At 62.7% G+C, this 19,035-nt stretch carries 23 protein-coding genes and 1 pseudogene; 14 read left to right on the top strand and 10 right to left on the bottom strand.

Annotated features, from left to right (window positions below; all coding sequences use genetic code 11):
- Complete coding sequence (locus tag DTPSY_RS10900; RefSeq protein WP_013722626.1) at window positions 1-1,413, top strand: AbiJ-related protein; 1,413 nt, start codon at window positions 1-3, stop codon at window positions 1,411-1,413.
- Window positions 1,414-1,485: 72 nt separating this feature from the next.
- Here DTPSY_RS10900 and DTPSY_RS10895 read toward each other — a convergent pair whose 3' ends face one another.
- Together DTPSY_RS10895 and DTPSY_RS10890 are read right to left on the bottom strand one after the other, a co-directional pair.
- Entirely contained in the window at window positions 1,486-2,160 is a 675-nt protein-coding gene (locus DTPSY_RS10895; protein ID WP_013722625.1) for a hypothetical protein, read from the bottom strand.
- Window positions 2,161-2,467: 307 nt separating this feature from the next.
- Complete coding sequence (locus tag DTPSY_RS10890; protein ID WP_013722624.1) at window positions 2,468-2,800, bottom strand: hypothetical protein; 333 nt, start codon at window positions 2,798-2,800, stop codon at window positions 2,468-2,470.
- 514 nt (window positions 2,801-3,314) lie between these two features.
- Between DTPSY_RS10890 and DTPSY_RS10885 the strand changes: the two genes are divergently transcribed.
- The 10 genes from DTPSY_RS10885 to DTPSY_RS18145 all read left to right on the top strand — a co-directional run bounded on the left by DTPSY_RS10885 (window position 3,315) and on the right by DTPSY_RS18145 (window position 11,010).
- Window positions 3,315-3,926 (top strand): hypothetical protein, encoded by a 612-nt coding sequence (locus tag DTPSY_RS10885; RefSeq protein WP_013722623.1) that lies wholly within the window; start codon window positions 3,315-3,317, stop codon window positions 3,924-3,926.
- Window positions 3,919-4,863 (top strand): nucleotidyl transferase AbiEii/AbiGii toxin family protein, encoded by a 945-nt coding sequence (locus DTPSY_RS10880; RefSeq protein WP_013722622.1) that lies wholly within the window; start codon window positions 3,919-3,921, stop codon window positions 4,861-4,863. Before DTPSY_RS10885 ends, DTPSY_RS10880 begins: the two co-directional genes overlap by 8 nt.
- Before the next feature lie 111 nt (window positions 4,864-4,974).
- The gene (locus DTPSY_RS10875) at window positions 4,975-5,838 is read left to right on the top strand and encodes a DUF5131 family protein (protein WP_013722621.1); all 864 of its coding nucleotides are present in this window, start codon (window positions 4,975-4,977) and stop codon (window positions 5,836-5,838) included.
- 93 nt (window positions 5,839-5,931) lie between these two features.
- On the top strand, window positions 5,932-6,462 hold the full coding sequence (tcmP, locus tag DTPSY_RS18150) for a three-Cys-motif partner protein TcmP (protein WP_350303897.1): 531 nt from the start codon (window positions 5,932-5,934) through the stop codon (window positions 6,460-6,462).
- Window positions 6,393-7,489, top strand: a protein-coding gene (locus tag DTPSY_RS10865) for an IS3 family transposase (RefSeq protein WP_350303896.1) whose coding sequence is annotated in 2 segments (ribosomal slippage) — window positions 6,393-6,603 and window positions 6,603-7,489 — 1,098 coding nt in all. Because the reading frame shifts where the segments join, the coding sequence is not laid out codon by codon here. The genes tcmP (DTPSY_RS18150) and DTPSY_RS10865 overlap by 70 nt, the downstream gene beginning before the upstream one ends.
- Window positions 7,490-7,518: 29 nt before the next feature.
- On the top strand, window positions 7,519-8,400 hold the full coding sequence (tcmP, locus tag DTPSY_RS10860) for a three-Cys-motif partner protein TcmP (RefSeq protein WP_094766847.1): 882 nt from the start codon (window positions 7,519-7,521) through the stop codon (window positions 8,398-8,400).
- Window positions 8,397-9,242: a three-Cys-motif partner protein TcmP gene (locus tag DTPSY_RS10855; RefSeq protein ID WP_013722619.1), complete on the top strand. Its 846-nt coding sequence runs from the start codon at window positions 8,397-8,399 to the stop codon at window positions 9,240-9,242. Before tcmP (DTPSY_RS10860) ends, DTPSY_RS10855 begins: the two co-directional genes overlap by 4 nt.
- A 129-nt stretch (window positions 9,243-9,371) precedes the next feature.
- Complete coding sequence (locus DTPSY_RS18685; protein WP_238526526.1) at window positions 9,372-10,046, top strand: hypothetical protein; 675 nt, start codon at window positions 9,372-9,374, stop codon at window positions 10,044-10,046.
- A 159-nt stretch (window positions 10,047-10,205) separates the two neighbouring features.
- Entirely contained in the window at window positions 10,206-10,580 is a 375-nt protein-coding gene (locus DTPSY_RS18680) for a hypothetical protein (protein ID WP_238526525.1), read from the top strand.
- Between the two features lies 1 nt (window position 10,581).
- Window positions 10,582-11,010, top strand: coding sequence for a hypothetical protein (locus tag DTPSY_RS18145; RefSeq protein WP_238526524.1), 429 nt, complete (start codon window positions 10,582-10,584; stop codon window positions 11,008-11,010).
- Between the two features lie 76 nt (window positions 11,011-11,086).
- On the opposite strand, the gene kleA is transcribed toward DTPSY_RS18145, so the two are convergent.
- From kleA to DTPSY_RS18840, 5 genes and pseudogenes are all read right to left on the bottom strand, one after another.
- On the bottom strand, window positions 11,087-11,323 hold the full coding sequence (gene kleA / locus DTPSY_RS10845; protein WP_015913627.1) for a stable inheritance protein KleA: 237 nt from the start codon (window positions 11,321-11,323) through the stop codon (window positions 11,087-11,089).
- Between the two features lie 157 nt (window positions 11,324-11,480).
- Window positions 11,481-11,738: a transcriptional repressor KorC gene (gene korC, locus DTPSY_RS10840; protein ID WP_015913626.1), complete on the bottom strand. Its 258-nt coding sequence runs from the start codon at window positions 11,736-11,738 to the stop codon at window positions 11,481-11,483.
- A 16-nt stretch (window positions 11,739-11,754) separates the two neighbouring features.
- On the bottom strand, window positions 11,755-12,942 hold the full coding sequence (locus DTPSY_RS10835; RefSeq protein ID WP_015913625.1) for a hypothetical protein: 1,188 nt from the start codon (window positions 12,940-12,942) through the stop codon (window positions 11,755-11,757).
- A gap of 10 nt (window positions 12,943-12,952) precedes the next feature.
- Window positions 12,953-13,171, bottom strand: coding sequence for a hypothetical protein (locus DTPSY_RS10830; protein WP_015913624.1), 219 nt, complete (start codon window positions 13,169-13,171; stop codon window positions 12,953-12,955).
- 45 nt (window positions 13,172-13,216) lie between these two features.
- Window positions 13,217-13,656, bottom strand: a pseudogene (locus DTPSY_RS18840) (antirestriction protein).
- 172 nt (window positions 13,657-13,828) lie between these two features.
- Between DTPSY_RS18840 and DTPSY_RS10820 the strand changes: the two are divergent.
- A complete protein-coding gene (locus tag DTPSY_RS10820) occupies window positions 13,829-14,092 on the top strand; it encodes a type II toxin-antitoxin system RelB/DinJ family antitoxin (RefSeq protein WP_015913623.1) in 264 nt (87 codons plus the stop codon).
- Window positions 14,079-14,360 (top strand): type II toxin-antitoxin system YafQ family toxin, encoded by a 282-nt coding sequence (locus DTPSY_RS10815; protein ID WP_015913622.1) that lies wholly within the window; start codon window positions 14,079-14,081, stop codon window positions 14,358-14,360. The genes DTPSY_RS10820 and DTPSY_RS10815 overlap by 14 nt, the downstream gene beginning before the upstream one ends.
- Window positions 14,361-15,274: 914 nt before the next feature.
- Here DTPSY_RS10815 and DTPSY_RS10810 read toward each other — a convergent pair.
- The 3 genes from DTPSY_RS10810 to DTPSY_RS10800 form a co-directional block, all read right to left on the bottom strand.
- Complete coding sequence (locus DTPSY_RS10810; protein WP_015913621.1) at window positions 15,275-15,748, bottom strand: hypothetical protein; 474 nt, start codon at window positions 15,746-15,748, stop codon at window positions 15,275-15,277.
- Window positions 15,745-16,248: a MerR family transcriptional regulator gene (locus tag DTPSY_RS10805; protein ID WP_015913620.1), complete on the bottom strand. Its 504-nt coding sequence runs from the start codon at window positions 16,246-16,248 to the stop codon at window positions 15,745-15,747. Before DTPSY_RS10805 ends, DTPSY_RS10810 begins: the two co-directional genes overlap by 4 nt.
- Before the next feature lie 66 nt (window positions 16,249-16,314).
- Window positions 16,315-16,599 carry a hypothetical protein gene (locus DTPSY_RS10800; protein WP_015913619.1) on the bottom strand — a complete coding sequence of 95 codons (285 nt, stop codon included), beginning with the start codon at window positions 16,597-16,599 and terminating at the stop codon, window positions 16,315-16,317.
- 137 nt (window positions 16,600-16,736) lie between these two features.
- Between DTPSY_RS10800 and DTPSY_RS10795 the strand changes: the two genes are divergently transcribed.
- Entirely contained in the window at window positions 16,737-18,911 is a 2,175-nt protein-coding gene (locus DTPSY_RS10795; protein ID WP_015913618.1) for a copper-transporting P-type ATPase, read from the top strand.
- Window positions 18,912-19,035: the final 124 nt, after the last annotated feature.

The following is a 19,035-nucleotide window of genomic DNA, read 5'->3' as shown; positions in this document are numbered from 1 at the left end:
ATGGCGCAACCACACCGACCACCGCCGCTCGAAACACTGCGCGACGCGATCGCCGAAGCCTTGTGGGGCGCCGTGAGCGCGCCCGCGCTACCCGCCGCCTGCGTTGCCCTGGGGCTGCGGGACGGCGATTCGGCCGAGGCGATGAACAGCAAGCGCAAATACGTGCGCAGCCGCATCACAACATTCAAAGGGCCAGAGCTGCTCGCGCTGGCGCAGCGCGTGGTGGAGGAGTTCGGAGCTGCGGACCTGGCGGACTACGTGAGTGAGCTGACGACGCATGCCGATCACCGCATCACGGATCTCACCCGTCGCGCCGTACTCGCGGAGCTGGTCTCAGCGGGAGAATTGTTCGGCAACCTGCCAGTCTGGGACGGCATCGCGGTGCTGAGTCCGGATCTCGAGAAGCCCGCGCAATACTCAACCAAGTTCGCGGCCACGCTGCGCGATGACATCCAGCGGCACTATGTAGAAGACAACGATCTGAACAATGCCGAACTGCTGGAGCTGTGCGGCGCATTGACATGCTCGCAGCAGCGCTTCTTCGACATGCTGGAAAAGGTTGTCGATCCGGTCTGCCGCCGCGGGCTGGAGGAGGAACGCCTCGTTCAAGCGTTGAACAAGCTGCTGGTCGCCGACGGCTTCGTGCTTGTCGTCGTCGGCGAGGTCTCGCGCCATCCCCAGTACGGTGTGCGCCGCGTGGCCAGTGGGGTGGCCGGCGCGCCGAAGAACCTGATCTTTGCTGCGATCAACTGCAAGCCTGACCTGTATTTTGCTGACGCGATCAACAACGACGTTGCCATCGCCAACGATTCCGACGCCTTGATCTACGACCGTGTGCTGTCCGATGGCGGCCTTCGCTGGGACGTTCTGGTCGACTGGTGGCGCGACCGAGAACGGCGCGAGGAGGTGGCGGACGCCAGGAAGAGCCTTTTCGTGAGGCTGCGCACCGCGGTTCACGCCGCCCAGTCGCCGGGCGAAGTGGCCATCTTTGAGGCCTACTACGCTCACTTCGCGCGAAGCATGGGCGACAAGCTGCCGGCCCTGATTCCTCAGGTCTACCTGCACTACGACCCCAGGGCGGCGTCGGAGCGTGGCGCCGGCCGCGTCCTCGCGAGGCAGCGCATGGACTTTCTGCTCCTTCTGGGGCATGGCGTCCGTGTTGTGGTCGAAGTGGATGGCAAGCACCATTTCGCCAATGGAGAGGTGGCGTCGCCGGCGCGGTATGCGGAGATGGCAGCGGAAGACCGCCGCCTGCGCCTGCAGGGCTACGAGGTCTATCGTTTCGGCGCCGCCGAGTTTGCGGATGTTGAGCGCGTTGATGGGCGTTACGCGGTGGGGCCACGCTCGAAGCAGCTCATCGTGGACTTCTTCGAAAAGCTGTTCGCCCGGCACCTGGATCGCGCGAGCGCATAGTCGCCGCTGGCGCGCACAGCGAAGCCCGAGATGGGAATCTCGGGGTCCGCCGTGCGACCTGCGGTTCAGGCTTCACTGGAAAACACGGGGCTCGACGATCTCGCCGCACATGAAGGCGAGGTAGCCGCCCGCCTTGCCGATATCCGCGAAGCAGGCCACGACGGTTCCGTCATGCAATACCTGCCAGGGCCTGTCGGTTTTGTCACGATCCTTGCGGATCGTCAGGTCGGGCGTGCGATAGACCGGGTGTCGGTAGAGGTCGCGGCCCGATTCCCAGTCGATCAGGCGCAGTAGGCAATTCGTCAAGATGGCCGTGCCACCGCCATCGGCGCCGGCCTCGATCAGCAACGGCACTTTCATCATGCCGCCAGAACGGCCGATCCGGCCGACCACATCGTGCTCGTCCAGCCAGCAGCGGCCGGTAGCGGTGTCGCCCTGCACCAGCCGCACCTTGCAGCCATCGCGGCGACAGATCTCCAGCGCCCGGGCCGCCTTGGGATCGGTGCCCGGGTCGAAGTAGGTCTGCAGTGTCAGCTGTGAACGGCCCCATGCGGCGATGGCGGCCTGGTACTTGGCGTAGCCGTCCAGCGAGCCGTGGTCGCTGGTCGCGAAGGCCAGGTCAGGCCGTTGCAGCCGGGCGGCGATTTGGTCGGCATGGCTGCGCGCGTTGTCGAAGCCCAGGCAGGTGTAGCCATCGCCGCAGGGGATGACGTACAGCCGTTGCTCGGCATTCAGGGTCACGTTCATGGCGGGTTCCTTGAGGGTTGGGGCAGAACCCGCCCCCCAGCGGAGCGAGCCCCGCCGGGTTGGATTGGAAAAGCAGATGCCGTGGCATCCACCCGATGCTTCGGGCGACCAGCCGTTGCGGCTGGGGCCGCACCGTGGTGACGAACAGGCGTCGCAGCGCCGTCACTGCGCCAATGGTCAGGGATGCGCAGGCGCCGACCTCGGCCATGCCCGGTCGCACGCCAGGATGCTGACGAAAATCAGGCAACCGCTGGTGAGGAAGGACAGTTGGCGGCCTGTCGGCGGTCTCGGGGCGCGCGTTGGGTATTCAGCCTGCGTGCAGGACGACCGAAGGCCGGTCGAAGTGGTGTTCGACAACCCGGTTGCCGACGTTGAAGCACTGATCCAGGAAGATGCCTTCGATCAGGCTGGCGGGTGGCTCGATGCCCAGGGTCGCCAGTTTGTCGGCCACGGTGTTGATGTCGCTCCAATCCAGGCCAGGGTCGCCCAGACTGTCGTAGACGAACGCTTCCTCCTGATGGGGATCCGCATCGTTGTCGTGGATCACGTGCAAGTACAGCTCACGCAGAGGCCGGTCGTAGCCGGCCACCACGGTGAGCTTGCGGCCCTGGCGGAGCAGGTGCAGGAGATGGCGGCTCATGCCGGCCGCTCCAGTGACGTCGTCACTGCGACGGGGGCGGGGCGTCTCGGACGGCGGGTGCGGCTGAAGTCCATGCCGCACTGGCGGCAGCGGAACCAGGTACGCAATCCCAGCGTGCCGAGCAGCGAACCTTCACCTGAGCAGAGGGGACATGCGGGGGCATGGCGATGAGACATAAGGGTGATCTCCAGAAAAAGCGGGAACACCCTCCCCACGGGAGCAGTGTTCCCAGGGGGATATGAAGCGAAAGGGCGGCTGTCCTTTCTCAGGCAGGTGACGACTGCGACGCCCGGCTGGGCCGGGAGGGCTTGCGCAATGCAAGCAGGGGAATTTCCAGTATGGCTGCGGTGCCCAAGATCGGCGGCGCTGGCGATGCGAAGCCAGCCGGTAAGCGTCCGGATCGATGGGCGAATCACGGTGGCATCGGTGTCCGAGCCGCGCTTGGGCTGCCCCCCGTTGGCTGCGGAGTGCGGAAAAGCGGTAAAATGCATGAAATTTCAATGAAAAACTAGCCATGCCTGCCGTTGCCCAATCTCCTGTTGTCTCCTTGCGAGGCGGGGCTGCCCACCTCGCTGGCGAGTTGCAAGCCGGGCGCGTTTACCGGAGGGAGGATCTTGCAGGCTTGTCCACGGCAGTGGATCGGCATCTGCGTGAACTGGTGGCCACTGGAAAGCTGAGGAAGCTTGCCCAAGGCCTGTACCACGCACCCAAGCAGTCCAGTTTCGGTCCACTGCCGCCGGCCGATGAGCAAGTGGTGGGCGGGTTCCTGCGCGACAAAGATTTCCTGGTGTTCTCTCCCTCGGCTTACAACGCCGTGGGTCTGGGTACGACCCAGCTCTACAACCGCACGCTGGTCTACAACCACAAACGCCACGGCCTCTTCAAGCTCGGCAATCGGCAGTTCGACTTCAGGATGAAGCCGCGCTTTCCCAGGAAGCTGACGCCGGAGTTCCTGTATGTGGATCTGCTGAACAACCTGGACGAACTGGCGGAGGACCGTGATGCGGTCTTGCGGCAGGCGCGTGGCAAGCTGCCTTCATTCGATCCCACCCGTCTGCAGCGCGCAGCCGACAGCTTTGGCAGCGTGGCCACGCGAAAGCGTCTGCGGGAGTGGGTGGGTGGCTGAATTCCTGCACGAACGAGCGGACTTCGATCAGTTGCTGTCGGTGGTCGCAGACTCGCACGGCCTCGATCCCGTGCTGGTCGAGAAGGACTACTGGATCATGCATTGCCTGTGGGGCCTTCAGGCGCAGGGCTTTCAGTTCGAGTTGAAGGGAGGTACGTCCTTGTCGAAGGGGTTCGGTGTCATCCACCGCTTCTCCGAAGACATCGACATCCGCATTGAACCTCCCGCTGGCATGGACGTGAAGACGGGGCGCAACCAGGACAAGCCGGCGCATGTCGAATCGCGGCGCGCGTATTACGACGCCCTGGCCGAACAGATCCAAATTCCGGGTATCGACAGTGTGGAGCGCGACATGCAGTTCGACGACGACAAGATGCGCAGCGCAGGCATCCGCTTGATCTACGTACCGCGTGTCCCGGCGCTTACTGGCGTCAAGGACGGCATCCTGCTGGAACTCGGATTCGATGACACCGCCCCGAACCGGCCCGTCACGATCTCGTCGTGGGCGCTGGATGTAGCCATGGAGCGCGGGGTCGCGGCGGGGGACAACCGCGCGGTGGCCGTGCCGTGCTATGCGCCCACGCACACCTTCGTCGAGAAGTTGCAGACGATCTCTACCAAGTACCGCCGACTCGATGAAGCCCAGGCGTTCCCCGCCAACTTCCTGAGGCATTACTACGACGTGTACTGCCTACTGGAGTTGGATGAGGTCCAGGCCTTCATGAGGACGCCGGCCTACCAGGAGCGCAAGGCGCAGCGGTTCCGAACCGGCGATGACCAGGCCATTGCCCGCAATCCTGCTTTTTTGCTGGCCGACGCCGATCAGCGTCAGCGCTTTGCGCAGGAATATCGCAAGACAGCCGCGCTGTACTACCAGGGGCAGCCTGACTTCGAGGTGCTGCTGGACAGGATCCATCAACACATTGACGTCATGTGAGAGGGCGAGGGCTTGATGCGGCAATTTCCGAATTCGGTGCCTTCCCATGTCTGCATGTCGATACTGTACAAAAAATCAGTGCATTGTTACAATGCACCAAGAGAGTGAACAATGGGAAAAGACACCCGCATCGAGTGGACGCACCACACCTTCAATCCATGGTGGGGTTGCGTGCGCGTGTCCGATGCGTGTGACCATTGCTATGCCGAAACCTGGGCGAAGCGCCTCGGGGAAGACGTTTGGGGCGCGAAGTCGGAGCGGCGTTTTTTTGGCGATGCGCATTGGAAGGAGCCCCTGAAGTGGGACCGGGAGGCCCGGGAGAGCAAGACCAGGCGGCGCGTGTTTTGTGCGTCCATGGCGGACGTGTTCGAGAACCGCAAGGATTTGGTGCCGCATCGGCTTCGCCTTCTGGACCTCATCGCGGCAACGCCCCATCTTGATTGGCTGCTTCTGACCAAGCGAATCCATCTGGTGCGCAAGCAACTGCCAAAGGGCTATGAACTGCCATCCAACGTTTGGCTGGGTGCGACCGTCGAAAACCAGGATGCCGCAGGCAAACGGCTGAAGTACCTTCTGGAGTTCGAGACGCCGGCAGTCCGGTTCCTGTCCTGTGAGCCTCTGCTCGGGCCCCTGGATTTGCGCCAGTGGTTGAAGGCACGGGAGGGCGGCACGCGTGTGGATTGGGTTATCGCTGGCGGCGAGTCAGGGCCAGGGTCGCGTCCCATGGATCCGCAATGGCCTGAAGATCTTCGCAAACAATGCAATGCAGCCGGCGTCGCGTTCCATTTCAAGCAATGGGGTCACTGGGCGCCTATAGAGCAAGCTGCTGACGCCGTGACGGGCCGGACTCCGATCCACATCGTCAGGCGTGATGGTTCAGAGATCAAACTCGCCGCTGTCGGAAAAGGCAAGGCTGGCCGGTCTCTGGGCGGCCGGCATTGGGATCAGTTTCCGAGCACGGGAAACACGGTGTAGCGTCGAATCGACTTCAGTACCGCAGAAAGGCTTCGCTTGGCAAAGAGTCACTACGATTGGAGGAACGGACCGGCAGAGATCGATCCGCATAGTGTGACGAAGCATGAGGTGCTGGTTGGCTACCTGATTCGGTACTTCGAGCAGCGAACGCTCAATGCCCGCGGGCGGGAGCGGCTGCGCATCACGCTGGTGGACGGATTTTGCGGGGGCGGTCTTTATACGCTCAAAGGGCTGGGTACGGAAATCCTCGGTTCTCCGCTGCGCATGCTGGATGCGGTCCGGGAGGCCAGTCTCCGCGTCAACGCCCAGAGAACGAAACCCATCGATCTGGATGTGCGGTACATCTTCATCGACAAGGATGCTCAGGCGTTGTCGCACCTGAAGCAGGTCTTGCATGACAGGGGATACGGTGCGCAAGTCGGCCAATCCATTCACGTCATTCTGGGCTGCTGCCGGTTTTTCGGACACCTTGTTAAGGTGGAAGATGGAACCGGAGGTGGTTTATGGGAACGAGACGGCAATTCAGCCGAGAGTTCAAGGTCGAGGCGGTCAAGCTGGTCAAGGAGCGCGGGGTCTCGGTGGCGCAGGCCGCACGCGACTTGGAGTTGCACCAGACGGTGCTGAGGTCATGGATCAGGGAACTGGCGGCAGACCCGCAACAAGCCTTTCCTGGCAAGGGCGTGATGAAGCACGAGCAAGCCGAGGTCGAGCGGCTGCGGCGTGAAGTGGCCAAGCTCAAGATGGAGCGCGACATCTTGAAAAAAGCCGCGGCCTACTTCGCCAAGGACTCACTGTGAGGTTCGAGTTCATGGCGAAACACCGAGGAATCTGGCCGGTGGTGGTGATGTGCGACGCGCTCGGTGTCTCGCGAAGTGGCTTCTATGACTGGCTGGATCGACCGCCAAGCCAGCGCAGCCTGACCAACGAGGCGCTGGCCAAGCAGGTCAAGCAAAGCTTCGTGAACAGCGACAGGACCTATGGCGCACGCCGGGTCTGGCGCGACGTGCTCGCCAGCGGCTTGAACTGTGGCCTGCACCTGGTCGAGAAGCTCATGCAGCAGCAGGCGCTGCGTGCCAGACCGAGACGGCGTGGTCTGCCCAAGGACGAAGGCCAGCGCAGCGAGATCGCCGACAACCTGCTGGAGCGTCAATTCAAGGCAGACGCTCCGAACCAGAAGTGGGTGGCCGACTTCACCTACATCTGGACCGCCGAGGGGTGGTTGTACGTGGCGGTGGTGTTGGACCTGTACTCGCGCAGGGCGGTGGGTTGGTCCATGCAGGCCAGCATGACCTCGCAGTTGGTGGCCGATGCCTTGATGATGGCGGTCTGGCGGCGCGGCAAACCCGCAGCGCGAATGCACCACTCGGACCAGGGCAGCCAATACACCAGCGGGCACTTCCAGCAGTTGCTCAAGGAACAAGGGATCACGTGCAGCATGAGCCGTGCTGGCGAGGTCTGGGACAACTCGGCGATGGAAAGCTTCTTCAGCTCAATGAAGACCGAACGCATCGCGCGCAAGGTCTACAGAACCCGAGAGGAGGCGCGGGCTGATGTGTTCGACTACATCGAGCGGTTCTACAACCCGACTCGGCGGCACTCGACGATCGGCTACGTCAGCCCAGTACAGTTCGAACAAGCTCAAGGAGCTTAGGTCGGTGTCCAGAATTCCGGCAGCAGCCCATTCATGACGACTTTGCCTCGGCATCTCCAGCCGTGTTTCGGTTGATTGAGGCGCACACCCCCCGAGCACACACGGCGCTTTTCTTTCTGGATCAGTATGGGTACAGCGATGTGCCGGCGCCGCTGATTCAAAAGATATTTGCTGAATCACCGAAGAGCGAGGTGGTTCTGACGTTCCATGTCGCGGCCTTTGCCACCTACACCAACGATGAGTTCACGGACAAGGTCTCCAGCAAGCTGGCCGTCGACATTCGCTCGGCGCTGGGGGGAAGGACGATTGAGCAGATCAAGGAAGAGGACTCGGCGGATTGGCGGCGCTTCATCCAAGCAGCCCTGTACCAAGCCTTGGTGAAAGATTGTGGAGCTGAGTACTTCACGCCATTCTTCATTCGTGGCGAAGGGAGTGGTCAAGGCGAGTACTGGCTTGTCCATCTTTCGCGGCATCCGCGTGCGCAGGATGTGATGAAACAGGTGCACTGGGAGCACCAGAACCATTCCATCCACTACGGTGGTGCGGGCCTTGACATGCTTGCGACCCACATGATGGGGTTCCGCCAGGAGTTCGAAGGGGGATTCGTGTTCGACGATGTGGCGCAGAGCCTGTCTGCCGATGTGTTGCCCCAGCACCTTGCGGAGAATATTTTTGGGCGAGGACAGCCGGTGCAGATCGGCGAGCTTTATGCCTCGACCTGCAATACGTCCCCGGGCACCTCGCTCATGTACAAGGACGCGCTTGAGCGATTGTCCGGTGAGAAAGACATCGTCATTCGATCGGAGGATGGAGCGGTTCGGCGGCTTGCGCGATACATGCGGGATACAGATTGGATCGAACGAAACCGGCAGGGCGCGCTATTCCGCACTCCGCAAAGGGGTGGGCAGTGAGTTTTTCCCTCGCGCACAACGATGATCCTTTGCCCCATCTGCCGGTGGAATTCGGGCGGGCCGGCGAGGGTGTTGGCAGGTGGGTTCCAGAGATGAAGCACACCTTCTTGGCGAAGTATGTGGAAGGCACGCGGAGAGCGCGCGAGAAGTTCAAGCAGCGCGTCTATGTCGATCTGTTCTGTGGGCCTGGACGCATTCAGGTCAAGGGCGAAACGATGACCCGTCCTGGTGGCGCACAGGTCGCATGGCAGCACTCGCTGCGCGACAAGGTGGCCTTCACATCATGTTTCGTTGGTGACCTGGACGCGTCACGAGCATCGGCCTGCGCGGAGCGGTTGCAGGCAATGGGTGCGCCGGCCACAGCTTTGCCGGGGGCAGCCGAGTCCACGGTGGATCAAGTGTTTCGAATGATTCCGAAGGGCGCCCTGTGCCTTGCGTACCTCGATCCCTACAACCTCCAGTACCTGTCGTTCAGCGTGATCGAGAAACTGGCACGGCTGAAGTTTGTTGATTTTGCGGTTCATTTCAGCACCATGGATCTGCGGCGAAACGTGCTGATGGAATACAACCCGGATCGGGCGCGCTTCGATGCGGCAGCACCTGGATGGCGGGATCATATCGACCCGATTGCATTTGTACGTGGTGATGCCGACGAGGCGTTCTTTGACTATTGGTGCGGTCTGGTGCGCGGCCTTGGATTTTCGATCAGCCGACGCATGCCGCTGGTGCGCGATGAGGGAAATCGGCCGCTGTACCACTTGGTGTTCTTCAGTCGTCATGAGCTACCCAACAGGATCTGGGGCGATGTGGCCCAAGGTCCGAACCGTGAATTCGACTTCTAGGGAAGCTCTGAATGGATCACTTTGACCTTGTCCCTGAAAACCGCATCCCATGCTGAGGTGTTTCAATCGAAGCGAGGAGGCAAAGATGCCGTCGTGATGGCTGTTCTTGGAAAAATATAGGGAGAAGGAATGCTGTCATTCAGGGTCGTCGATTCGGCCTCTGCCCCAAGCAACGGCAATGAGGTTCTCCTCGGCCGCGACAAATGGAACGACTGGTTCACCTGGGTGACGCAGTTTCATGTGATCGTAGTCACAGAAGACCGTCGGCGGATCGATATTGGCAACGTAAAGATCGCCAGGGCGGGGATGACCCCTGAGTCTGCCATCAGCTCGGCATTGCTCGATCCCGTGTTTTCCAGGCTCGAAGCCCCGTGGTTCTCGATGGGTCAGACCGAGAACTACTACGAACAGCTCAACGAACTTGGCGAGCAGTTGCGGGACGAGTACCTCCTTGCAATGCGTGACATGGCACGGAACCCGTCACTGCTCGAGGAATATGCCGCCGAGGAAGTTTTGCGGCGATCACTGCTGCGCGATATCGATATCGACCGAGTGCGCAATCGCTTCCACCGGCTCGCGCTCGGCAATGTCGTGCTAACCGCGTTCGCGTTTCGCTACACGTTTCCCCAGGATCCGTACATCTCTGACGCTCCGCCGCGACTCGATTTCCAGGTCACGCCCGATCCAGTCCACCGACCAACGTCCACGTCGTCATCGGACGGAACGGCGTTGGCAAGACGCGCTGCTTCGACTATTTGTCGCGGGCCTTTCTTGGCCTGCAGTCGCGCGACGGAGGTGCGGTAGGCGAGTTGGGGCCGCTGAATCCTCTCGGGTTCAACGGTCCGTTTGGGTACGTCAATCCGTCCCCGAAGAAGGGCCATGACTTTGCCGGACTGGTGACGGTCTCGTTCAGCCCATTCGACGAGTACGGCCCGCTGGTATCCACCGCTGCTGTCCGCCTTCGTGCGTGCACTGAGCGAGCTACTGGTCAACCGCAACGGCGTGGCGATCATCGCGACGCACTCGCCGGTCGTCTTGCAGGAAGTGCCCCGTTCTTGCGCATGGGTGCTCAACCGCTCGGGCCACTCTGCGCGCGCCGATCGGCCCGAGCTTGAGACTTTTGGCGAAAACGTCGGAATCCTCACCCGCGAGGTGTTCGGACTGGAGGTTGTCCAGACGGGCTTTCACCGCTTGATCAGCGACGCAGTGCAACAAGGCGGATATGAACAGACCATAGCGCGATTCGGCGGCCGACTCGGAGGCGAGGCCCGATCGTTGGCTCGCGCACTCAGCATGGTGCCTCCGTCTCCACCCGACGCGGCAGGCGAGGGGGCCTGACATGCGAAGTTTGCCTCTTCCAACCGACACGCAGGCGAGTGTGTTCGCGCTGTGCCTGGGCGCCACGACAGATCCTGGCTTTCAGGCCCGCCTGACGGCAATTGCTGCCAGCCTCGCTGCTTCTGGGGTGACCTACCATGCGAACGCTACAGCGGCTTCGCTCCACCACGTCGAGCGCCGGCCCTCGGTTGGCGGTGTCACCAAGGCGGAGCTGACCGGACTTTACGAGGAGCACCTGAGCAAGACGAGCGGCGCGGCCCGCGCGGTCTATGACCGCATACGCAGCGCGGCACCGAACAACCGTTGTCCGCTGTGCGGTGTAGGCAGTGTCGCCCATTGCGACCACCATCTGCCCAAGTCACGCTATCCCGACTTGTCCATTCTGCCGTCCAACCTGGTGCCCGCATGTCATTTCTGGGGCCGCCCTTGATCTTGCCTCGGTTCACGCAATACTCCTTCTTGGCGTCCTCGATAGGCCTGGCCGTCGCCGACCGGGCCATGTGCTCTTACCAGCCAGCCCGGCGCTTGGCCTGCTCGACGGCTTCCATCGACCAATGACCCTTGGCCTGGCCCTCCAGGGAACACCCGGCGAAGTACGCCTTGCCGCGCAGTTCCTCGGCCTTGCGCGCCAGCTCGGCGGCTTCGGCCATCATGGCCGCGATCTCGTCACGGCGGGCCGGGAAGTCGGTCGCTGCCGCGCCTTCCAGCTCGTCAATCCAAGGCATGATCTTGTTGTCGCTCATCGGACTTTCTCCGGTAGTTGACCTGGGCGATATGCCCGGCCTTCAAGTGCTATATTAGGGCAAAATGTCCTAACTTGGCAAGCACTTTAGCTAAACTTTTTTCGCTTTACCGGAATCCGAAGGCTAAACTTTAGCCGCTAAAACCTTTCCCTTGGCGTCAATCCTCTTTCCAGATCACGCCCAGCCCGGCCAGGTCGCACAAGATCGCCCATGTCGCATAGGGAATCGGGGTGTCCTCGCCGATCCAGCGGCGGATCGTGCGGTCGCCCTTCGCGCCCAGCCCCAGCGCCTTCGCGGCCTTGCTGCCGCTGAACCCGGCCAGGCGCAGCACCTCGCGGACTTCCTCCCCGGTCGGCTGCGTCCATCGTTCGGCCGGTTTCAAGCACTCCAGCCGGATATTGGCGTCGTTCGTCATTCGTTCGTTCTCCTAGTCAAGTGATAAGCCGCAACTGGTCGAAGCCGTAGCACGACTGGATGCAGCTCGGGTCTGAATCGACCACGCGCCGGCCTGCGCGATTGGTCTTGTACGTTACCGGCCTGTCATCGTGCGCCCACACCTGGCGGGTGTCGGGATGCACCTTCACGATGATGATGCGCTTGCCGATGTAGTGGGCGAACACCGGATGATGGACGCTCACGATTTCGCACCGCTGGCCGGGCTTGAACTCCACCAGGTCGGCCGGGCCTCCATCGTCATTCCTGGCGATGCTGCAGGTCGCCGTGCTGCCGCCGGGTATCGTTGCTTCTGGCGATGCAGGCCCGCCCTGGGCCGGCTCGGCATCGTCGGCTTTGACGGTGCTGCAGGTCATCGTCGGTTCCGACGATGCGGGATCTCGCTCCGGGCCTGCGCCCTTGATCTTTCCCTTGGCGTTCGACCTGGCGGCCCTGGCCGCCTTGACCTTGGCCGCCGCCTCGGCCGCCCAGCGCCTGGCAATGAAGGCTCGATGCGAAGGCAACACCACATCGACCAGGACGAACCCCGGCGGCACCGTGACGGTCGCCGGCTCGCGCCGCGCCGGCGGCTCCAGGCCGGCCAGCCAGGCGGGCAGGGGATCATCGGCCAGACGGTCGCGGTAACTGGCCTCGACCATCACCGGGCGCTTCTTCTCGGCCCGCAGCGCGGCCAGGATGCCGCGCGCAACCTCGTCCACCGTCATGAGCCCCCGCGCCGTGTCGAAGTGCGAGCGGTAGCCCGTTTCGGAGATAAACGGCCTGTCCAGGTCGATGACGTGGAACTGGAAGTGGGCACCCAGCGGCCCGCCATAGCCGGCCTCGTACTCCACCAGGGCGCGCATGTCGCCAACTGTGACCAGGAACTGGCCGCGCTGGCTCCACAAGGGCACGTCGCCCGGCACCGCCGCGCAATGGCGCTCGATGACCTGGCCGGGCGATTCGTGGTCGGCCATGCTGCCCACGTGCGTTCCGCCGTTCATCTTCCAGATGATGGCCTCGTACTTGTCGCTGGCCGCCTCGGCGGCAGCGCCGTCGCCGCGCATGATGGCCGCGTCGATCTCGACCACGGCGGCCGCCAGCAGCTCGTCGCGGTCGCCCGGCAGCTCGGCCGCCGGCGCGCTCCAGTCTTGGCCCGGCTGGGCCGGTGGCTTGCGTTTCTTCGCCATCTGCCGCCCCTCAAGTGTCAACGTGATGCCACGCGACCACATCGCGGGCTTCGTAGCCGTGCCGCTTGCAGTCGTCGCAGAATCCCGAGCTGAACCCTCGGTGGTTCGTTCCGATCCACGCGGCCGGCTTGCCGCATTCGTGGCCGTAGGTGCCCGCCTCGGCGTTGTGGCACTTGCCGTCCGTCGCGTAGCTGTTGGTCGGGGCCTGGGGAGTGGTGTACCTGGTCATTGATCGTCTCCTGGAAGCCCCGGCCGAAGCCGGGGCCGCCCCTCATCAGTCAATAGCCCGGTAGATCGCGGCCGCCTCGGGGTGGCTGCCCGCGAAAGCGGCCAGTGAGTGATAACGGTCGATCAGGGCGTCGGCCGCATCCGTTCCAGCGGTCTCGGCCGCGAGCTGGCCCAGCGTGAACAGGGTTGCGACAATGCCGGCGGCGTCGGCCGACAACTCGCCCCGAAAGCCGTTGCCGTCCACCTCGATTTCCAGGCGGTGCGCCAGGTTGGGGGCCATGTAGACCCCATGTAGAAACCGCCATCCGACAGGGTGTAGTAGTGCCAATACGCGCCGTTGTAGCCTTCGCAGAGCCGGCGCAGCCAGCCATAGGCCAGGGCCTCGCCGCGCATCATCAGGCGCGGGCCGAAGTAAGTAGGCAGGAAGTCGAGGCGCTGGGCTTCGGCGACCAGGGAAGCGGTAACGGGCTGTTCTTGGGTGTTCATCGGACTTTCTCCGGTAGTTGACCTGGGCGAAATGCCCGGCCTTCAAGAGCTATATTAGGGCAAAATGTCCTAATCGTCAAGCTCTTTAGCTAAACTTTTTAGCCGCTAAACCTTGTCCTTTTCCTTGGCGTGCATTACAATGTAATTCACGAACCCAACCGGAGAACCGATCATGGCTGCAAACCAGCTCGTACAAACGCGCATCGACGGCGCGATCAAGGAAGAAGCGGCGGCCGTCTTGGCCGCGATGGGCCTTACCGTGTCCGACGCGGTGCGGCTGCTGCTCACGAAGGTTGCCCAGGACAAGGCGCTGCCCTTCGAGCCGCTGATTCCGAACGCCACCACCATCGAGGCGATGAAGGAAGCCCGCAAGGGCAAGCTGCCGCGCTTCGCCACCGTGGACGCTCTGATGGCCGATCTGCATGCGGCAGATTGAGCGCACCGGCCAGTTCAAGCGCGACTACAAGCGCGAGGCGAAGGGGCAGCACCGGGCCACGCTCGATGCCGACCTGGTGCCTGTCCTGGTCGCGCTGGCCTCCGATCAACCGCTGGAACCTCGGCACCGCGACCACGCGCTGACCGGGGACTGGAAAGATCACCGGGATTGCCACGTCAAGCCCGACCTGGTGCTGATCTACCAGAAGCCCGACGCCGACACGCTGCGCCTGGTGCGCATCGGCTCTCACTCCGAACTCGGCTTGTGATCGGCGGGGGCCTGGCCCCGCGTCTCACGTTTCTTTGACACTTGAGGGGCGCTTTCCACGCCATCGCCCGAGCTGGCCGCCCCCTTCCTTGGCGTAAAACCTGCGGCGGTGGAGTTGTCGCGATGTTTGAGGATCGCGCAGACGGTCGAACCGCGGCGACCTGGTTGGGGAGTGTGAGGGGGCTTTGCCCCCTCGCAAGCTCTCGAACTTATTGCCTTTTTGCCAGGCGCTTGCGCCTGGCTTTTCTAAGTCGCAGCGCCGAAGGCGCTCCATTCGTGGGGTGAGGCCGCTTGCGGCCGAGGGGCGAAGCCCCTGGGGGGATGGGAGGCCGCTTGCGGCCGGGTGGGATCGAGAAGGGGGGTTTCCCCCCTTCGGCGGCCGGTCATGCTGCGCGACAGCTTGGGCCGTATTGCCGTTTTTTTCGCCAGCTTCTAGGTTAAATACCAAGGTTTATAAGAAATGGTTATAAAAACGGTTAAAAACCTGGTTAGCATGGCCGAAAAACGCGCGTAAGTCGTTGTCACGCCAAGGAAAAATGCGAAGGGGCCGCCCCTCAAGTGTCAATGGATAAGCCCCCCATGTGTCAATACGCTGCCCCTCAAGTGTCAAGAACCGCGCCCCTCAAGTGTCAGTAGGGCCGCCCCTCAAGTGTCAATAGCGGGGCAGGGTTCCTAACAGGGTTATCCACAACTTCGGTGGATAAGTCCATGCCGATCAGGAACTTAGGCCACCTTTGCGGCCGCCTGGACGGCTCGACCAGGCCGAAATCGGCCGCTGCCCCCCAAATGTCAGCATCGCGCCGGCCTCGCTGCCCCTCAAGTGTCAACGCCAGGGCTGCGCCGGCCGGAATCGGCCGACTTGTCCCTCCCGGGGCTTACTGGGTCATTTCTGCGTGGAAATCAACAGTCAGGAGATCAAATGCGAAAACAGCAGTGCAGGATGGCATGCGGTGGAGAGGCCGCGATGCGCTTGAATTTCGAGTCGGCCGAAGGCCAACCATGCCCGAGAGGCTCGGGTTGCACAGGGAGGGTGTAGAGGGTCGTCAACAACGCTGCCGGAACAGTCGGGGCCGACGCATGGTCGGCACTTTGCTGGCCGAAACGGCAGTGCTCGGCGCACAGATTGGTGGCGCTGTCGTCGACCTGGTTGCAGTTCGTCATGGCCGCCATGTCTGACATCGCGGACATATCGGGCGACACGGCCATCGAAGCACTTGTCTGATCACCAGGCATCGTCGCGCCCGACGCGTTCATCGCCATCGTCGGGAGGGACTGCGGCGCGCCCGACAGTGCGGGGCAGGCATAGGCAGCGATGGCCATCTGGCCGAAGACCAGCACGCCGAGCATCAGCCGGCAAACGAATCGCCTGAACGCACGCGTCATCGTCATGCGACCACCTCGCCAGCGCGGCGACGTGCTTGACCACGGACGCGCGTGGAAGCGCGTCGACCGGCGAGGCCCGCATCGGCCGGGGCCGGGTCGGAGCCCTGATCCCCAGCCAGGGCGGCAATGATCGAGCATGCGGAGCCGTCTGATGCCCGGGCGCAACAATCGACCAAACTCTCCAGCGCCGAAGCCATCGACTGCAGATCGGCCACGCGCTCCCGGATCTCCGCGACGCGTTCGCGCGTGATCTCCCGAACGCGCAATTGGTCACGCGTGCTGCTCAGGGACATTAGTTCGGCGACATTCTCCAGCGAGTATCCCAGTGCCTGGGCCCGCTTGATGAAGCGCAAACGACGAACGTTGTCGTCTGAGTACTGCCGGAAGCCGCCGTCCACGCGATCGGGTGCGGCCAGCAATCCACCGCGCTGGTAATAGCGCACCGCCTCCACACCAACGCCTGCCGCGTCGGCGAGTTTGCGTATGGTGAATGCGTGGGTCGGCATGGGGAAGTAAAAGGTTCAGGCGATCAAATGGACGAAAAAATCTATGTCTGTTGTTTGGTACGTAGTTTAGGTGGCCTTGCTGGCGCGTGTCAACACGGAGCGGCAGGCAATGAATTCTGGTGGATCGAGCTCCTGCCGAGACGCTGGCGTCACGCGCAGTGTCCGTGTCGAGTCCACGCACAGGTATGCCGATTCGAGTGCCGTTTCACAGTCCGGGTTGGCTTGGGCCAACTGTTCCAGCGCGCACATCAGCGGCTCAGCGATCTCCCATCGCCGTTCGGCCACGGCTCGTTTGTAGAGCTGCAGCACCTCCTCTTCCAGAGACCCGCAAATTCCGAGTCCACGCACCATTGCAATGCCTCCATCAGGTCCTGTTGCCATGACACATACCGTAAACCTTGCCACGGTGCCAAGGTCAAGGGTGGAGTGATTGCTTGACCTTCACACGATGGAAGGATTGAAACTGCTCCAAGAAGAAGGAGCCTGTCATGAAGCCACATCCCCACGCAGCGGTTGCCGGCACAACGAAGTCGAACGTCGGCGCGGATGCCGGATACACATGTCCCATGCACCCGCAGGTGCGGCAGACAGGGCCCGGGATCTGCCCGATCTGCGGCATGGCCCTGGAGCCCGTCGTCATGACCGCTGCGACTGGAGAGAGTGCCGAGTTGCGGGACATGAGCCACAGGTTCTGGGTGGGCCTGGCGCTCAGTTTGCCCGTGGTAATGCTCGAGATGGGCGCTCACCTCGTCGATCTTCATCGCCTGGTAGGCCCGCAAACATCCAATTGGCTGCAATTGCTTTTCGGCACTCCGGTCGTTGTCTGGGCCGGCTGGCCGTTCTTCGTGCGAGGCTGGGCTTCGGTGGAGAACCGCAACCTCAACATGTTCAGTCTCATCGCCCTGGGCACGGGGGTCGCATGGGTCTACAGCGTTGTTGGCACGGCGGCGCCAGGGGTGTTTCCGGCAGAGTTGCGCATGGCAGGCGGAGCGGTCGCGGTCTACTTCGAAGCCGCTGCAGTTATCACGGTCCTGGTTCTCCTGGGGCAAGTCCTCGAACTGCGCGCACGCGAGAAAACTTCCGGGGCAATACGCGCGCTGCTCGACCTGGCACCGAAAACGGCTCTGCGCGTGAACGCCGATGGCTCTGATGAGACAGTCGAGCTCGACACCGTTGGAGTGGGGGAGCGGCTGCGGGTGCGTCCCGGCGAAAAGGTTCCCGTGGACGGCGAAGTGGTGGAAGGCAGGGCGACGCTCGACGAGTCGATGGTCACCGGTGAGCCCATTCCCGTCGTCAAGGCACCAGGCTCCAAGGTCACAGCGGGAACAATGAATCAAAACGGCGGTTTCGTCATGCGTGCCGAGAAAGTGGGAGCGGACACCTTGCTCGCGCAGATCGTCCGCATGGTCGCGTCCGCGCAGCGCAGTCGTGCGCCAATCCAGCGAATGGCCGACCAGTTCGCAGGCTGGTTTGTTCCGATCGTCATTGCCGTTGCGCTCATTGCCTTTGTTGTCTGGCTCGTCTGGGGCCCCAGCCCAGCCCTGTCGTACGCGCTCATCTCGGCGGTGTCGGTGCTCATCATCGCCTGCCCTTGCGCCTTGGGATTGGCCACGCCCATGTCCATCATGGTCGGAGTTGGAAAAGGCGCCCAGCATGGCGTACTGATCCGCGATGCCGAGGCACTGGAGCGCATGGAGAAAGTGGACACGCTGGTGGTTGACAAGACGGGCACCTTGACAGAGGGGCGGCCGAAGGTGGTGCATATTGAGCCAGCGCCGGGCTTCGATGCCGCCACCCTGCTCCGGAAGCTCGCCAGCGTGGAACGCGCCAGCGAGCACCCGCTGGCCGCCGCCATCATGGCCGACGCCCAGGCGCGCCGATTGCAGCTGTCGCCTGTCAACGATTTCGACTCCCCCGTCGGTCAGGGCGTGGTGGGGAGCGTCGACGGTACGCGGGTGGTTTCAGGAAGCGCAAAGTTCCTGAAGGAAAGCGGCATAAATGTTGACGCCGTGAATGCGGTGGCGGAGGGCTTTCGCGCCCAGGCTGTGACGGTCATCTTCGTGGGCTTCGACGATCAAGTGGCGGGTTTTGTCGGCGTTGCTGACCCGATCAAGATGAACACGCAGGAGGCGATTTCGGTGCTGCGCAGCGAAGGTATTCGTGTCGTCATGCTCACTGGCGATGGCAAGACCACCGCACAGGCCGTGGGCCGACAACTCGGCATAGACGATGTGATCGCAGACGTTCTGCCGCAGGACAAGGCGGCCGTGGTTCAGCGGCTGAAGGCAGAAGGCCGCGTCGTGGCCATGGCAGGCGACGGCGTCAATGACGCGCCTGCATTGGCTGCGGCGGACGTCGGTATCGCGATGGGGACAGGCACGGATGTGGCCATGGAAAGCGCGGGCGTGACGCTCTTGCACGGCGACCTCATGGGCATCGTGCGCGCTCGCCGGCTCTCGCAGGCGACGATGAGGAACATCAGGGCGAACCTGTTCTTTGCCTTCGTCTACAACGCGGCGGGGATCCCGTTGGCTGCCGGTTTGCTCTACCCGTTTCTCGGCATTCTCTTGTCGCCGATGATCGCCGCGGCTGCAATGGCGCTGTCGTCGGTCAGCGTCATTGCCAATTCGCTTCGTCTGCGAACGAGCGATGTGGCCGATTGAATCGCTGCAGCCGTCGCGATCCAGAGACGGCAACAATCGCCAGCAGACTGTCGTCATGGTGAAGAGGCCGTTGTTGACAGAACGATGGTCGCCAATCGGGTTCCAGTCCATCGCGTCGCTGAAC

The sequence above is a fragment of the [Acidovorax] ebreus TPSY genome (assembly GCF_000022305.1).
Lineage (GTDB): Bacteria > Pseudomonadota > Gammaproteobacteria > Burkholderiales > Burkholderiaceae_C > Diaphorobacter > Diaphorobacter nitroreducens.
The sequence above is the reverse complement of the archived record's forward strand: the minus strand, read 5'-3'. Positions and strand labels throughout refer to the sequence as shown.

Bases quoted from the DNA above. Each gene is read 5' to 3' on its own strand.
- DTPSY_RS10895 (WP_013722625.1), bottom strand. From the start codon at position 2,160: ATGAACGTGACCCTGAATGCCGAGCAACGGCTGTACGTCATCCCCTGC.
- DTPSY_RS10875 (WP_013722621.1), top strand. From the start codon at position 4,975: ATGGGAAAAGACACCCGCATCGAGTGGACGCACCACACCTTCAATCCA.
- DTPSY_RS18685 (WP_238526526.1), top strand. From the start codon at position 9,372: ATGCTGTCATTCAGGGTCGTCGATTCGGCCTCTGCCCCAAGCAACGGC.
- kleA (WP_015913627.1), bottom strand. From the start codon at position 11,323: ATGAGCGACAACAAGATCATGCCTTGGATTGACGAGCTGGAAGGCGCG.
- DTPSY_RS10810 (WP_015913621.1), bottom strand. From the start codon at position 15,748: ATGACGATGACGCGTGCGTTCAGGCGATTCGTTTGCCGGCTGATGCTC.
- DTPSY_RS10795 (WP_015913618.1), top strand. From the start codon at position 16,737: ATGAAGCCACATCCCCACGCAGCGGTTGCCGGCACAACGAAGTCGAAC.
- DTPSY_RS10815 (WP_015913622.1), top strand. From the start codon at position 14,079: ATGCGGCAGATTGAGCGCACCGGCCAGTTCAAGCGCGACTACAAGCGC.
- DTPSY_RS10900 (WP_013722626.1), top strand. From the start codon at position 1: ATGGCGCAACCACACCGACCACCGCCGCTCGAAACACTGCGCGACGCG.
- DTPSY_RS18145 (WP_238526524.1), top strand. From the start codon at position 10,582: ATGCGAAGTTTGCCTCTTCCAACCGACACGCAGGCGAGTGTGTTCGCG.
- DTPSY_RS10890 (WP_013722624.1), bottom strand. From the start codon at position 2,800: ATGAGCCGCCATCTCCTGCACCTGCTCCGCCAGGGCCGCAAGCTCACC.
- korC (WP_015913626.1), bottom strand. From the start codon at position 11,738: ATGACGAACGACGCCAATATCCGGCTGGAGTGCTTGAAACCGGCCGAA.
- DTPSY_RS10885 (WP_013722623.1), top strand. From the start codon at position 3,315: ATGCCTGCCGTTGCCCAATCTCCTGTTGTCTCCTTGCGAGGCGGGGCT.
- DTPSY_RS10800 (WP_015913619.1), bottom strand. From the start codon at position 16,599: ATGGTGCGTGGACTCGGAATTTGCGGGTCTCTGGAAGAGGAGGTGCTG.
- DTPSY_RS10830 (WP_015913624.1), bottom strand. From the start codon at position 13,171: ATGACCAGGTACACCACTCCCCAGGCCCCGACCAACAGCTACGCGACG.
- DTPSY_RS10805 (WP_015913620.1), bottom strand. From the start codon at position 16,248: ATGCCGACCCACGCATTCACCATACGCAAACTCGCCGACGCGGCAGGC.
- DTPSY_RS10820 (WP_015913623.1), top strand. From the start codon at position 13,829: ATGGCTGCAAACCAGCTCGTACAAACGCGCATCGACGGCGCGATCAAG.
- DTPSY_RS10835 (WP_015913625.1), bottom strand. From the start codon at position 12,942: ATGGCGAAGAAACGCAAGCCACCGGCCCAGCCGGGCCAAGACTGGAGC.